12 protein-coding genes, 1 tRNA gene and 1 pseudogene are annotated in these 12,392 nt (G+C 61.2%); 8 read left to right on the top strand and 6 right to left on the bottom strand.

Annotation, left to right across the window (positions count from 1 at the left end):
* Positions 1 to 116: 116 nt before the first annotated feature.
* From ABIE28_RS16290 to ABIE28_RS16275, 4 genes are all read left to right on the top strand, one after another.
* The gene (locus ABIE28_RS16290; RefSeq protein WP_354064731.1) at positions 117 to 926 is read left to right on the top strand and encodes a transporter substrate-binding domain-containing protein; all 810 of its coding nucleotides are present in this window, start codon (positions 117 to 119) and stop codon (positions 924 to 926) included.
* Between the two features lie 225 nt (positions 927 to 1,151).
* Positions 1,152 to 1,952: an amino acid ABC transporter permease gene (locus tag ABIE28_RS16285; RefSeq protein ID WP_354064729.1), complete on the top strand. Its 801-nt coding sequence runs from the start codon at positions 1,152 to 1,154 to the stop codon at positions 1,950 to 1,952.
* A gap of 64 nt (positions 1,953 to 2,016) precedes the next feature.
* Positions 2,017 to 2,523, top strand: coding sequence for a CreA family protein (locus ABIE28_RS16280; RefSeq protein WP_354064727.1), 507 nt, complete (start codon positions 2,017 to 2,019; stop codon positions 2,521 to 2,523).
* A 171-nt stretch (positions 2,524 to 2,694) separates the two neighbouring features.
* The gene (locus ABIE28_RS16275) at positions 2,695 to 3,330 is read left to right on the top strand and encodes a peroxiredoxin (RefSeq protein ID WP_354064725.1); all 636 of its coding nucleotides are present in this window, start codon (positions 2,695 to 2,697) and stop codon (positions 3,328 to 3,330) included.
* Positions 3,331 to 3,423: 93 nt separating this feature from the next.
* Here the strand turns inward: ABIE28_RS16275 and ABIE28_RS16270 are convergent, their stop codons facing one another.
* Positions 3,424 to 4,848 carry an MFS transporter gene (locus tag ABIE28_RS16270; RefSeq protein WP_354064723.1) on the bottom strand — a complete coding sequence of 475 codons (1,425 nt, stop codon included), beginning with the start codon at positions 4,846 to 4,848 and terminating at the stop codon, positions 3,424 to 3,426.
* Positions 4,849 to 5,007: 159 nt separating this feature from the next.
* On the opposite strand from ABIE28_RS16270, the gene ABIE28_RS16265 reads away from it, so the two are divergent.
* Positions 5,008 to 6,798: a hypothetical protein gene (locus tag ABIE28_RS16265; protein ID WP_354064721.1), complete on the top strand. Its 1,791-nt coding sequence runs from the start codon at positions 5,008 to 5,010 to the stop codon at positions 6,796 to 6,798.
* 123 nt (positions 6,799 to 6,921) lie between these two features.
* On the opposite strand, the gene ABIE28_RS16260 is transcribed toward ABIE28_RS16265, so the two are convergent.
* From ABIE28_RS16260 to ABIE28_RS16250, 3 genes are all read right to left on the bottom strand, one after another.
* Entirely contained in the window at positions 6,922 to 7,308 is a 387-nt protein-coding gene (locus ABIE28_RS16260) for an MmcQ/YjbR family DNA-binding protein (protein WP_354064720.1), read from the bottom strand.
* Between the two features lie 71 nt (positions 7,309 to 7,379).
* Positions 7,380 to 8,036: a peptide-methionine (S)-S-oxide reductase MsrA gene (gene msrA, locus ABIE28_RS16255; protein ID WP_354064718.1), complete on the bottom strand. Its 657-nt coding sequence runs from the start codon at positions 8,034 to 8,036 to the stop codon at positions 7,380 to 7,382.
* 45 nt (positions 8,037 to 8,081) lie between these two features.
* Positions 8,082 to 8,405, bottom strand: coding sequence for a hypothetical protein (locus tag ABIE28_RS16250; protein ID WP_354064716.1), 324 nt, complete (start codon positions 8,403 to 8,405; stop codon positions 8,082 to 8,084).
* A 241-nt stretch (positions 8,406 to 8,646) separates the two neighbouring features.
* Here ABIE28_RS16250 and ABIE28_RS16245 point away from each other — a divergent pair.
* The 3 genes and pseudogenes from ABIE28_RS16245 to ABIE28_RS21165 all read left to right on the top strand — a co-directional run bounded on the left by ABIE28_RS16245 (position 8,647) and on the right by ABIE28_RS21165 (position 9,776).
* A tRNA-Ser gene (locus ABIE28_RS16245) sits at positions 8,647 to 8,736 on the top strand.
* Positions 8,737 to 9,089: 353 nt separating this feature from the next.
* Entirely contained in the window at positions 9,090 to 9,389 is a 300-nt protein-coding gene (locus ABIE28_RS16240) for a LysR family transcriptional regulator (protein ID WP_502913396.1), read from the top strand.
* Positions 9,337 to 9,776 (top strand): annotated as a pseudogene (locus ABIE28_RS21165) (substrate-binding domain-containing protein). The gene ABIE28_RS16240 and the pseudogene ABIE28_RS21165 overlap by 53 nt, the downstream one beginning before the upstream one ends.
* 333 nt (positions 9,777 to 10,109) lie before the next feature.
* Here ABIE28_RS21165 and ABIE28_RS16225 read toward each other — a convergent pair.
* Positions 10,110 to 11,051, bottom strand: a complete 942-nt coding sequence (locus ABIE28_RS16225) for an aldose epimerase family protein (RefSeq protein ID WP_354064713.1) — start codon at positions 11,049 to 11,051, stop codon at positions 10,110 to 10,112.
* An 8-nt stretch (positions 11,052 to 11,059) separates the two neighbouring features.
* Entirely contained in the window at positions 11,060 to 12,235 is a 1,176-nt protein-coding gene (locus tag ABIE28_RS16220) for a metal-dependent hydrolase family protein (RefSeq protein WP_354064711.1), read from the bottom strand.
* Positions 12,236 to 12,392 lie beyond the last annotated feature (157 nt).

Below are 12,392 nucleotides of genomic sequence, written 5' to 3'. Positions count from 1 at the left end.
CTTGTCGAACCACGAGGGCGTGCCTCCTAGCGTGCCCATCCTCAAAACACCCATTCCCAAGACTTGACCGCTTGGTCTAATCTCCGGGCAAACATTGACCTGGAGACTGCCGCCTCATGACTTCGCTCCCCAAGTTCCTCGCTGCCGCTGCGGCTACTCTGTCGCTTGGCCTTGGCAGCGCGCAGGCGCTGGATATGGTCGCCCTGCCAGATCTGGCAGGCCGTGAGATCGTTGCCGTCAGCGAAAACGCCTATGTGCCGCTCAACTTCGTCGATCCGGCCACCGGCGAAGGCATCGGCTTTGAATATGACCTGTTCAACGAGATCGCCAAGCGCCTCAATGCCAAGGTCGATTGGCAGCTTTCGAGCTGGGACGTGATGATCCAGTCGGTGCGCGACGGCCAGTTTGAAGTGGGCATGGATGGCATCACCATCAATGACGAGCGCAAAAGCCAGATCGATTTCTCCGACAGCTACCTGACCTCCCAGCAGCTGATGCTGGTGCGCGCCGACGAAACCCGTTTTACCGACGCGACAACCTTTGCCGCCAACGCCGATTTCCTCGTCGGCGCGCAGGCCGGCACCACCAATTTCTACGTCGCCGTCTATGACGTGCTCGATGGCGACGAAGCCAATCCGCGCATCAAGCTGTTCGAAACCTTCGGCGCGTCGGTGCAGGCGCTGCAGTCGGGTGACGTCGACACCGTCCTGATGGATCAGACTTCGGCCAATGGCTATATCGGCGCCAATCCCGGTGCCTTCAAAGTCGTCGGCACGCCCCTCGGCACCAAAGACTTCGGCTTCATCCTCACCCCCGGCTCCGACCTCACCGCCCCCATCAACGCAGCCCTCGCCCAGATCAAGGCCGACGGCACCATGGAAGCGCTCGAGAAGAAGTGGTTCTACGAATACAACGCGGCGCAGTAAGCCTTCACCTCTCCCTTGGGGGAGAGGTCGCCGCGTAGCGGCGGGTGAGGGGGCCTTCCTCTGCTCCGATTGCGCAGGCCCACTTATCCTCCCCAAAGGGAGTTAGACGATAATCACAGACCGCCGCACCAGCGCCTCCCTCCCCTCGATGGGGAGGGACAGAGGGTGGGGTGGGGCCAAGCACACCGGATCAACCCCTCGCGCCACTCCGGTGCCTAGGAACCAATGACCTACATCCCCCGCAAGCCCTCCGTCCTCTCCCGCACCCCATGGTGGTTGCTCGCCATAGGTCTGCTGTTCGTGGTCGGCCTCTGGGCCATCACCAATGACGCTGGCTATGCGCAGATTTTCCGGGCGCTGTCGGGCGGTGTCTTCACCACGCTCTGGGTCACCATCGTCGCCTTTACCGCCGCGACCATCATCGGTCTGCTGGTCGCGCTGGCCCGCACCTCGGGCAACCGTGTGCTGCGCGAGATCGCCACCTTCTATGTCGAAATCATCCGCGGTATTCCGGTGCTGGTCTTCCTCTTCTACGTCGCCTTTGTCGGCGCGCCGGCCATGGTCGCCGGGGTCAATTGGCTGCTGCAGCCCTTCGATACGGTCATCACCATCCGCCAGTTCGACTTCGTCTGGCGGGCCATTCTGGCACTGACTGTCTGCTACTCCGCCTTCATCGCCGAAATCTTCCGCGCCGGCATCGAGTCGGTCGACAGGGGCCAGCTTGAAGCGGCGCGCTCACTGGGCCTGTCGCGCTGGAAGTGCTTCCGCCTCATCACCTTCCCACAGGCGCTCCGCACCATTTTGCCGCCGCTGGCCAATGATTTCGTGTCGATGATCAAGGATTCCGCGCTGGTATCGGCGCTCGGCGTGCAGGACATCACCCAGCTGGGCAAGGTCTATTCCTCCAGCACCTTCCTGTTCTTTGAAACCTACAATGTCGTGGCCTTCCTTTATCTGACCATGACCATCTCATTGTCGCTTCTTGTTCGTGTGCTTGAGCGATATCTTCGCAACAAGCAGTACTAGCACCGCGCTCTTGTGTGGGCGCACGCCGTCACCATTTAACTGCCAACACAGGAGCTGGACGTCCATGAACCGTATCGCCGCCCTCGCCATGATTGCCGTCGTCGCCGTTGGCCTCGCAGCCTGTGGCAATCGAAATGAAGTGGGCAGCGTTGGGGTGGACTGGACCGGCAACGACATTTCCATCGATGCGGTGGCCGATCCGCAGGTCAAGGGCGTCGTCTGCCATCTGGCCTATTTCAACCGCTCGTTCCTTGACCGTCTGCAGCAGGGCAACTGGTTTGAAGACCCGTCCTATTCGGCGCTCGATTGCTCGGTGGTTGGCCCCATCACCATTGGCAATATCGCGACCCGCGCCGGGGGCGAGGAGATCTTCAAGGAAGGTCGTTCGCTGATCTGGAAGTCGCTGCGCGTCACCCGCATTTATGACGCCGCCAACAACGCCCTGATCTATCTGGCCCATTCGCGCGAACTGCAGCAGGGCAGTGGCAAGATGAGCCTCTCGGTCATCCCGCTCAATACCGAGCAGGTCACCTGGACCAATGGCGCTCCAACAGCGCCCGCCGCCCGCTGACGCGTCGATCCGTCGCCATGCTGTTGCAGGCATCTGCTTTGGAATGGCATGGCGTTCCAACGCACTAAAACATAAAAGGATTTCGCGCGAGGCCGCTTCAATGGGGGCCTCTTAGTACGATATTCTAGCCACAGAACATGCGGGCCCCGGGCCTGTGCAAGGAAAGAGATCATGTCACTGCTGATTGGCGATACCGCCCCCGATTTCACCCTCGACTCCACCGAAGGCCCGATCCACTTTTACGATTACATCGAAGGCTCGTGGGCCGTGCTGTTCAGCCACCCCAAGAATTTCACCCCGGTCTGCACCACCGAGCTGGGCTATACCGCCAAGCTGAAGCCCGAATTTGAAAAGCGCGGCGTCAAGGTGCTGGGCCTGTCGGTCGACAAGCTCGAAGATCACGGCGGCTGGGCCAAGGACATCGAGGAAACCCAGGGCACCGCTCTGAACTTCCCACTGCTGGCCGACACCAAGGGCGAAGTTGCCCGCCAGTACGACATGATCCATCCCAATGCGGACAACACGCTGACCGTTCGCTCGGTCTTCGTCATCGGCCCGGACAAGAAGGTCAAGCTCAAGATCGAGTACCCGGCCTCGACCGGTCGCAACTTCGACGAAGTGCTGCGCGTCATCGACAGCCTGCAGCTGACCGCCAAGTATTCGGTGGCAACGCCGGTGAACTGGAAAGATGGCGACGACGTCATCATCGCCTCGTCGGTTTCCGCTGAAGCGGCCAAGGAAAAGTTCCCCGGCGGCTGGAAGGAACCGAAGCCTTACCTCCGCATTGTTCCTCAGCCCCGCGGCTAGTGGGGCTTGCCCGCGCGTTCGTCACGCGCTCGCGTTTTCTCCCTGACTGACTTGGGCGGTAGCATTGCTACCGCCCATTCTTTGGGAAGTATCCTACCCAGCCGCAAAGCTCGAATTGGCGTCCTGCGGCTTGACCAGCGACACGGTGCGCCACGCCGCCACAAAGGCCAGTGCCGCCATAAACGCGCCGAGTAGAAACACCGGCATCACGGCAACCTTGAAGTCGCCGACCGATACCGCCGTCGCCAGCCCCGCCGAGTTCGCCGCCACGCCGGCCAGAGCCGCGCCGATGGCATTGCCCGCCGACTGGGTGGTCGGCATCAGCGCCGAGGTCCGGTCGCGCTCTGCATCGCTCGCCGCTTCCATCATGGTCAGGTTGAGATAACCGTTGCAGGTGCCAAACCCAGACCCGATCACCAGCTGCCCGACCACCACGATTGCCAGCAGATCCATCTCGAGCCCGAGCAGCACCAGCAGCAAACCGATGCCGATCATCGCCGGGCCGGCCTTGATCAGCAGCTTGCGGGTTTCCTTCTGGCGCACATTGGCCACGGCAATCGCCGACGCACTCCAGGCGACCGCCATCACGGCCGCAATCACGCCCGCCATGGTCGGGCCATAGCCCCACATCTGCTGCAACACGAGCACCAGATAAACCGCCGAACCCGCGCCAGCGACGTTGATCAGCAAGGTCATCCACAGCCCGGTACCAACCACCGAAACTGGCCGGAACGCGTCGGGCGGCATCAACCGCTCGGCACTGCGCCCATCAAGCCATACGGCAGCCACCAGCAACACGGCCGCACCCATCAGTAGCGCCGCGGCCAATAGCGGCTCGGCAATGCCCGCCAATGCCACCAGCATGATACCCACGCCAATCGCCAGCAGCCGCAATCCGGGAAAGCCCATCACGGTGCCATCGCTCGGACTTTTGGCGGGCACCACAAAGGCCACCATCACGCCAAAGATCAGCACCAGCGGCACGCTGAACAGAAACGCCGCGCGCCACGACACCATTTCGGTGAGCAGACCCGCAACGGCAGGACCGCCAAAAGCCGCAATGGCCCAGATCATGGCCTGCATGCCAAACACCTTGGGCACCAGCCGCGATGGGAACAGTTCCGGGATCAGCGCAAAGCAGATCGCCGCCACCACGCCCTCGCCCAACCCTTGCAACGACCGCCCGACCAGAACGATGGGCATCGAGCTGGCACTGGCCGCGATCAGCGTGCCGATCAGGAATACGCCGGCCGAAACCAGCAGCGCCGTCCGCGCCCCAAGCCGATGCTTGAGCAAGGCCGCGCCCGCGCCGCCCACAATGGCAAACACCAAAAACAGCGTCAGCGCCCAGGAGATCAGCGCTACCCCGCCCAGCTCGCCCACCGCAGTCGGCAGCGACACCGTGGCAAGAAAGGAGTTGAACGCCAGAAGCGCCACCCCAAGGCAGAGGATCAGTGTGACCGTCGCATAACGGGGCGTGAAAATTTCGGACCATTGGCCCTGGACGGAATCCGACATCGGATGGCTTTCAAATTAAACAAGTGAATGCTTGTTATATTGTGCCTGAGATTTAGGCAACTCAATTCCGTCGCGACATAGCACCTGCCGGTCTTCCACTCCATCTTAACCGGCATAACGCATGGTCAGCGCGCCTCTCAGCAGTCAGGGAAATGCCTTGTGACCGGCCAGACCACAGATCGTCGCCTGCCTGATCTTCGCCTCGTCGCCGTGGTGTTTCTGGTCGCCGCCATCACGCTCGTGCTTCGCACGGCAGTGGGGCGCGGCGGTGGTCCGTTCTTCGTCGATGCCGACGACGCCATGCGCATGGTCATGGTCAAGGATTTTGTCGCCGGGCAGGGCTGGTACGATCTGGTTGAGCGTCGCCTCAACACGCCATTTGGCGCCGAACTGCATTGGTCGCGCCTGGTCGATCTGCCGCTGGCGCTGCTCGTCATGCTGTTCACGCCGATCCTTGGCGCCAGTACGGCGCTGATCGCGGCCGGCTATGTCTGGCCGATGGCGCTGCTGGCGCTGCTGCTCTGGCTCAGCGCGCTTCTGGCGCAGCGCCTCGTTGGCCCGGATGGCGTCTTGCCAGCGCTTGTCCTGCCGGTGCTCAGCCCCGCCATTACCGCCGAGTTTTCGCCCGGCCGCGTCGACCACCACAATGTCATCATCCTGCTGACGCTCGCCATGGTCTGGGCCGGCATCGAAGCCATACGTCGTCCCCGCTTTGCCATTCTTTGCGGCCTGCTCGCGGCAACCGCGCTCGCCATCGCCATTGAATCCCTGCCGTCCATTGCTGCGGCTATTTTGGTCATGGGCATGGTCTGGATGTTCGATGCCAAACGCGCCGCCACCATGCGCAATTTCGGCATCGCTTTCGCTGTGGGTGCCGTGGTGCATCTCGCCATTTTTCGCCCGCCCAGTCGCTGGTTTGAATCGGCCTGCGATGTCATCTCGCCGGTCTATGTCGGCGTCGCGGTGGTTGTCGGACTCGTCTTTACGCTGGCCAGCTTCGTGCCCAACCTGCGCCAACCCTGGCAGCGCTTTGCCCTACTCGCCGTGCTCGGCGCTGCGGGTCTGGGCGTCATCTTCCTGCTCTATCCGCAATGCCTGCGTGGCCCCTATGGCGAGCTCGATCCATGGCTGCAGACCAACTGGATCGGCGCCATTGTCGAGGCGCGGCGGTGGCTCTCGACGCTGACGGCTCTGCCCGCCTATGCCATTGCCGTCGGCTTGCCGGTCCTGCTTGCTGTGGTGGTCGGCTTTTACCGCGTCTGGCGGGTCAGGGACGATCGCGCCGAATGGGCGGCTTTGCTGGTCTTCCTCGTCTGCACCGCCGTCGTCATGCTGGCTCAGGTGCGCGGCGCGCGTCTTGCCATCATGCCCGCCATTCCCGCTGCGGCCTGGCTTATCGTTGCCGCCCGTCAGCGCTACCTTGCCAACCCAAAGCCGCTCCCCATTCTCGGGCTGGTTGCCAGCTGGCTGGCCTTTTCCGGCATCGTTTTGGCTCTGCTGGTCACCGCCATCATGGCTGTGGCGCCAGCGCAATTGCAGGAGGGTGTCGAAGCCCAGGGCAGCCGCGATCAGTGCCTCGTGCCCTCCGCCTTCCAAGACCTCGCTGCACTGCCGCCCGAGCGCATCATGACGCCTATCGATCTGGGCGCCCACATGATGCTCTATACCCCGCACGAAGTGGTCTCGGCCCCCTACCATCGCAATCAGCGCGGCGTGCTCGACACTTTCCGCTTCTTCAACGACCCCATCGCCGAAGCGCGCACGATCCTTGACGAGCGCGGCATCGGCCTCGTCGTCATCTGCCCCGAAATGTCGGAAATCGCCGGCCTGTCGACCAAAGCCCCCGACAGCTTCGCCAGCCTCTACGCCTTGGGCGAACTCCCCGCCTGGCTCCACGACGTCAGCCTCCCGGACAGCCCCCTCAAAGTCTACGCCGTCCTGCCGCAGTAAAATCCACAGCGTCATTCCCGCGAACGCGGGTATCTCCCTTCGGACATGTTGGTATCCTGCTCCAATGGGGGGCGCCATCTGACCAAACCCACCAGCCAAGTCCCTCCCCCTATCAGGGGGAGGCTAGGTGGGGGTATCCAACGCAATAATCCCCAATTCCGCCCGAACCTTCCGGCTGAGCTTGCTCGCAATCAGCCGATGCGCCTCCCGCACATAGGCTTCCACCTCATCACCCGTCAGCGGGCTCTCGGCCGAAATCGCCACCCAGCTCGCCCGCGCAAAATACGGCGCCGGCCGCACCCCTTCGAGTTCGGTCAGTAGTTCAAAAGCCATGTCGGAAACTTTGAGCCACACTTCGCCGGGATCGCGATCAAGCAGCGCAAAAATCTTGCCGCCCACCTTGGCCACCGAGTCATCGCGCCACTGCCGCACCAAGGTCGCCTTGGGCAGCGTCAGGATGAACGCTTCAAAGCCGTTTCGTCGCATAATCGCGGGGTAGGTGACACTCAATGCTAACAGTCCGTTAACGAAAAGGCCGACCCGGTGACTCCGGATCGGCCCTGTTTGATACCCAGTTTCGCCTATTCAGCAGCGACGCCAACCCCGACCGGGCAGCTCACGCCAGTGCCCTGCAGGCCGCAATAGCCGTTGGGGTTCTTGGCGAGATATTGCTGATGATAAGTTTCGGCATAGAAAAATTCTGAGGCTGGCGCGATGTCGGTGGTGATTCGACCCAGACCCTTGCGGCTGAGCGCCTCCTGGTAGGCTGCGCGGCTCTTTTCCACCACGGCGGCCTGTTCAGGCGTCGTGGTGTAGATGGCCGAACGATACTGCGTTCCCACATCATTGCCCTGCCGCATGCCTTCGGTCGGATTGTGCTCCTCCCAGAAGGTCTTGAGCAGCGTTTCAAGGCTGATCTGGCTCGGGTCATAGACAATCTTGACCGCTTCGGTATGGCCGGTCTGTCCCGAGCAAACCTCTTCATAAGTGGGGTTTGGCGTCGATCCGCCCTGATAGCCGACAGCCGTGACGATTACGCCTGGCAACTGCCAGAACAGCCGCTCGGCGCCCCAGAAGCAGCCAAGGCCGAGATAGATGGTTTCGGCGCCGGCGGGGTAGGGTTCCTTGATCGACTGGCCATTGACGAAGTGCGCTTTGACCACAGACATGGCCTCAGGGCGGCCCGGCAGGGCCTGGGCGGCGGTCGGAATGGTCGTGGGCTTGGATTTAAAGAACATTTCTTTTCCTTTCGCGGCACGCGTCGCGGGTAGGCTTGAGGTGGTCTAGATCTGGTCGTGGCGCAGAAAACGCTCGCGTTTCGGCTTGCGGCCCAGCAGAGCCAGAATAATTCCCGGCACGCCGAACACAGCAAAAGCCGGGTAGTTCAGCAGCGCCTTGAACGCCACCTCGAGCAAGTCGGCAAAGAAGCGGCTGTCGAAAAATGATGCGACGGCGTCAAGACTTGGCGGATGCAGTTGCATCCACAGGTTCGCAAGGCTCGTATAGACCACTGCATTGGCGCCAAGTGATTTGGTGCCATCGATAACAAGCAAAACGAGCGCCAGGCCGATCAGCCAGGTGCCCAATACTCTCAAGATCAGCCGCATTCACATTCCCTGTGCCATCGGGGATTAGTTGAGGCTGCCCACCCATTTCGCCCCTTGCACGGCTTCTTTGTGCCATTGGCGGGGCTGCCTCACAAGATGGGAAGGGCCACGGGAAAAAACAATCGTCGTCAACGTGATGTGATCCCTTGCGCCCAAGGCGATGATAAGTATATTGCGCCTCGCTCGCGTCGGCTAACCAGCCGGCCTCCCCGGCGTTTCCAGCCCGGCGATAAGGCGATGCGGAGAGGTGGCCGAGTGGTCGAAGGCGCACGCCTGGAAAGTGTGTAGGCGGGGAACCGTCTCAAGGGTTCGAATCCCTTTCTCTCCGCCAGTTTCTCAGAATCCTGTTATTTCAATGACTTAGGCTTCCTGAAAATTCTCGGCACTTGTGCACATGGATGATGCACGTGTCGTTCCCGATCTCCGGCCCCGTTGGCTCGAGTCGGAGAACATCATGGCTGCTTCAAAATTCATCATCGATATTACCTAATAGCGGGAAGTTATCACTTGTTGACTCTGCAGCCGCAATTGATAACAGATTGCCACAGCGATCCGCGCATAGCCAATTGAAAATTGCCAACCAGGCGATAGTAATATCGTTATGTTCAGAAGTATCCCACAACTTGAAGTTTATTACTGGTCGCGCGCCTAGGCAGTTTCCGGGCTGCGGCCGAACGGTTGGGCATGACCCAGCCATCTATATCCGTTCGGATAAAGGATCTCGAAGCAGAAGCAGGCGGCGCGTTGTTTCTCCGCTCGCCCCGGGGCGTGCGCATGAGCAACAAAGGTAGGGCAATGTTCGATCATGTCGAGCGGGTAATGTCACTGCTCGGGGACCTAGAAGGGCATGTGAGCGACGTGGGTCCCCTGCGCGGGCTGTTGAGGCTGGGAGCCGCCGGACAGTTTTGCGCTGCGCTGCCTGCCGGGCTTCGTGGCGCTGCTGGAAAAGCTGCACCCCGAGCTCAACCTGGCCACTACCGTTGACAATGGCCGGGTGCTCAATCAGAAGCTCGACGAAGGGCTTCTCGACATAGCGATCCTCGCTCAGCCCGATGCGATGCGGTCGATCCGCCTCGAACTGCTCGGTCGCCAGCGTGTGTCTGGGTCGCGGCCGCAGGCATGGAACTACCCCGCCGTGCCCTGACGCCCGCCGACATCAAGCAACTTCTGATCCTGACCGATCCTTCGCCTTCGCCCACCTATTCCATTCTGATGGGCTGGTTTGCGGCGCATGGTTTGGTGCCGCTTAAGGTAAGCACCTGCAGTTCTCTCTCATTGATCAAGAATGTGGTTACTGCAGGTACTGGCATAGGCGTGTACCGCGGAGAATGTTTTTGGCAGTACAGCACCACATTGATGAGTGGCATCTGACGGGAATGTTGGATGATCTACTCTGCACGCCACAGTCAATCATCTGGGGCAGGCTTCGGCAGGATCAAGCAAAGCTGCAACTATCCAGTCATTGACGATGGCTAATCATAACAGCGGTTGGCTCTTCGCTAAGGGCATGGGAATGCCGTAAATGCCGCTGACGACGGTATAGCGCAACTTCCTACGGTTCAGTACATTCGCGTTGAAATCGACCGCTGTGGCTCGCATCCGAGAGTGTAGACGTTTGGCGGAAGGTTGCGACCAGTGCCCCGACGTGCCACGACCGGAGCATATCGCAATCGATCTCGTCCAGCTCAGCGATATTCATAGCCCTTATTCGTTAGCTCTTGCAGCTGTCTCCAAATCCAGGCGAGAGCTCAGCACTATGGTGTGGTGGTTGGCGTGCTCAGGCCTGGCGAACATTATCGATGGTTTGGCGGCAAATTCACCCTCAAACCCTTCTGGGTCGCCATGCCCGGTCCAAGCCTCAAGACTGACAAACGGCGCGCCGGGCTTGGACCAGACGGCCAAGTGCGGGAAATTGGTCGTGGTCAGGCGCGTGACGTGGCCTTGCCAATCCGCCAACTCGAGCCAGCGGCTTTGGGCCCGAAGGTAACAGAGGGCCGACCCGGTGTCGAACAGGCTGTCGGCGAGCGCAAAGCTGCGGCCAAGCTTGGGAACATCGCGTTGCCTTCCCGTCAGGAGCCCGTTGGCGGAAAACACCTCAACGCGCGGCGCCTCGGCGGTCTCGAAGCTGACTGAATAGGCGCTGCGCTGCTCCGGCCCGGTGGGCCAGGGAAAGGCGGGGTGATAACCCAGAGCATAGGGCAATTCGGTGTCACCAGCGCTGACTTGGAAGCGGATGGTGAGGGCGCTTTCGGTCAGCTCGAAAACCACATCGAACTGGAAAGCGAATGGGTAGTTCTCACGGGTTACTGAAGTATCGGTCAATCGCAGCCGGGCCGAACTAAGCGTCTGATCTATAACCGCAAAATGGCTTTCTCGGGTGAAGCCATGCATATCAAGCTGGTGTTGACGCCCATCGACGCGGATAGTCCCATCGCGCACCCGGCCGACGATGGGGAACAGGATGGGGCTGGTATAGCCCCACCATTCCAAATCCCCTGTCCAGATGATAGTTCGTCCGTCGAGCTCAAGCGCGCGTAGTTCGGCGCCTTTGCGCGCAATCTGAGCGATCGAAGCGCTGCAGCGCAGGTGGATCATGTCCGGTACTCCGTCCACCAGGCCGCATTCCTCTGCGGTCAGTTCTGCCATTTGGACACTTAGCCCTGGAACCGCTTGCCGTCGCGAAACACCGCCTGGACCGCGCCCAGCTTGCCGATATCCTGCGTCGGATCGCCTTTGACCAGGATGAGATCGGCAGTCTTGCCGGCCTCCAATGTGCCGACCTGTTCGCCGATGCCACAAATTTCGGCGGCGGTTCGGGTCGCCGAGACGATAACCGCGTGCGGCGTCATACCGGCCTCGACCATAAGCCGTGTCTCGTCGGAGACGTCGCCCAGCCCGTTGTAAACGCGGGCGGAATCGGTGCCAAAGACGATCTTCACGCCCGCGCCCACGGCTTTGCGCAGACTATCCAAGTGCGGCTCGAGAAACGTTTTGGATTTGGCGATAAAAAAGTCCGAGGCGCCGCCGGCCAAACCCCGCTCGACCACGCGGGGGTAGACCGAGATGGTCGGGCATAGCGTCGTGCCGTTCTTGAGCATCAACTCGACACAGGCATCGTCAAGATAGACCCCGTGCTCAATGGTATCGGCGCCCGCCAGCAAGGAATTCATGATGCCACGCGTCGCCAAAGCATGCGCCGCGACTGGCTTGCTGGCGTCGTGGGCCTCCTCGACTGCGGCTCGCAATTCCGCGACGGTGAACTGCGGCGACGTGGCCAATTCTCCCGGAGTGCCGCCGCCGCCAGAGGCCATGACCTTGATGACGTCAGCCCCAGCGCGCAACTGGCGGCGTGCGGCCTGCCGAACACCATCGGCACCATCGGCTTCGGTGCTGATATTCATCCAGCCATGCCCGCCAGTCATGGTGATGGCGCGACCGCAGGTCAGGATACGCGGCCCTTCTATCCACCCTTCATTGACGCCGCGCCGCAGGGCAAACACCGCGTCAGTTTGAGCGCCCAGATCGCGCACCGTGGTAACGCCGCGCCGCAGCGCCTGGCGAATGTATTGGGACGCCCATAGTGCTGCCGCACCGTCGTCCAGCTTGCGCAGGCCGGTCTCGATGAAGATGTGGACATGGGTGTCGATCAGGCCGGGCAGGACCGTGCAGCCCGTCGCATCGATGATTTCGACGCCATCATTGGACGCTGGAAAGTCGCCAGCTCGACCGATCGCGACGATGCGGGTGCCCTCGATTTCCACGACGCCGTCAGGCGTTGGTGCCAGGTCTTTGCCGGCCAGAACATTGCCGCCGCGTATCCGAATTCTCATTGCCGTTTGCTCCATCGTAACCGGCCTTTTTGCTCGGCTCGCCGCCTGTCTCTTGGTCTTCACACTCCGCAAGAGGGTGGAGGCCTGAGCGAAAGTACTATAGCAAAGCCGAAAAGAAAACGCTTTCTTTCATGAAAATGACGTGTTAGCTTTTTCT

Origin of the sequence: Devosia sp. 2618 (assembly GCF_040546815.1) — a bacterium.
Lineage (GTDB): Bacteria > Pseudomonadota > Alphaproteobacteria > Rhizobiales > Devosiaceae > Devosia.
Note: the sequence above shows the minus strand (reverse complement) of the source record. Positions and strands in the feature narration are given on the sequence as shown.